3 protein-coding genes are annotated in these 1,445 nt (G+C 65.9%); 2 read left to right on the forward strand and 1 reads right to left on the reverse strand.

The window, feature by feature from the left end:
* Positions 1 to 436 (reverse strand): MBL fold metallo-hydrolase (locus AX681_RS07560; protein ID WP_231734882.1); only part of this gene is annotated, 436 nt, incomplete at its 3' end.
* A gap of 74 nt (positions 437 to 510) precedes the next feature.
* Here AX681_RS07560 and AX681_RS07565 point away from each other — a divergent pair.
* Both AX681_RS07565 and AX681_RS07570 read left to right on the forward strand, forming a co-directional pair.
* Entirely contained in the window at positions 511 to 825 is a 315-nt protein-coding gene (locus tag AX681_RS07565; protein WP_066656997.1) for an ArsR/SmtB family transcription factor, read from the forward strand.
* A gap of 4 nt (positions 826 to 829) precedes the next feature.
* Positions 830 to 1,351 carry a rhodanese family protein gene (locus AX681_RS07570; protein WP_066656995.1) on the forward strand — a complete coding sequence of 174 codons (522 nt, stop codon included), beginning with the start codon at positions 830 to 832 and terminating at the stop codon, positions 1,349 to 1,351.
* Positions 1,352 to 1,445: the final 94 nt, after the last annotated feature.

Below are 1,445 nucleotides of genomic sequence, written 5' to 3' on the forward strand. Positions count from 1 at the left end.
GGGTGTGACCGGGCACGTGCAGCACCTCGACCTCCAGTTCGCCGAGCGCGAAGCGGTCGCCATCGGCGAACAGCCGGTCGAAATCGGACCCGTCGGTCTTGAGATCGGTGAGGTTGAAGACGGGGCGAAATATCTTCTGCACGTCGCGGATATGCTCGCCGATGCCGATCCACGCGCCGGTGCGCGCCTTGATCAACGGCGCACCCGAGAGATGATCGGCATGGGCATGGGTTTCGAGCACCATGACGATGCGCCAGCCGTGCGATGCCGCGCTTGCGAGCACGCGATCGACCGAGGCCGAGTCGACCTCGCCACTGGCGGGATCATAGTCGTGGACCGGGTCGATCACTGCGGCGTCGCCGCTAGCGGGGTCGGCGACCAAATAGGTCACGGTGTTGGTCGGTTCGTCGAAAAACGCTTCGATCACGGGTTGCATGGCTTCCTCCATTCGATGCTTGACAATATATAAGCATCATCTAAATTAGCAATACCTAATGTAAGGAAGCGCAGATGCTCAAGGCTCCGATGGATCTGGCGACGTTCACGACCAAGGCGGACGGCGTTGCCGCGCTGCTCAAGGCGATGGGCAATGGCCGGCGCCTGATGGTGCTGTGCAAGCTGGTCGAACATGGCGAGATGAACGTCACCGATCTGGCGCGGGAGGTTGCGCTGTCGCAATCGGCGCTGTCGCAGCACCTCGCCAGGATGCGCGACGAGGGGCTCGTCGCCTTTCGACGTGAGGGGCAGACGCTGTGGTACCGCATCGCCGATCCGCGGACCGAGGCGCTGCTCGCTACGCTGTACCAACTCTATTGCAAGGATTGACGACATGACGATCAAGGCGATTGCGCCCGCCGACGCGCGGCGGGCGATCGAGGCCGGCGCGGTGCTGGTCGATATTCGCGAGGCGGACGAACATGCGCGCGAGAAGATCCCCGGCGCGGTCAATGTGCCGCTGGCGCGGATCGGCGACGTGGCGGCGCTGGGGCGGCCGTTGGTGTTCCACTGCCGGTCGGGAATGCGGACGGCGGCCAATGCCGAAGCGTTGAAGGCAGCGGCGGGCGGATCGCCCTGTCACCTGCTCGATGGCGGGATCGACGGTTGGCGCAACGCGGGGCTCCCGACTGCAGTCGATCGCAAGCAGCCGCTGGAGCTGATGCGGCAGGTGCAGATCGGGGCGGGGCTGCTGACGCTGATCGGCGTCGTGCTCGGCTTTCTGGTCCATCCCGGCTTTTTCGGCCTGTCGGCATTTGTCGGCGCCGGTCTGACGCTGGCGGGGACAACCGGCTGGTGCGGCATGGCGCTGCTGCTGCGGCGGATGCCGTGGAACCGCGCGTTGCAGGCGGGGTAAGCGACCATGCTCGCCGCAACCATCCTGTCGGGCGCGCTGATCGGGCTGGTGCTGGGGCTGGTCGGCGGCGGCGGGTCGATCCTTGCGGTGCCGT

This window comes from Sphingomonas sp. CCH9-E2 (genome assembly GCF_001557215.1).
Taxonomy (GTDB): domain Bacteria; phylum Pseudomonadota; class Alphaproteobacteria; order Sphingomonadales; family Sphingomonadaceae; genus Sphingomonas.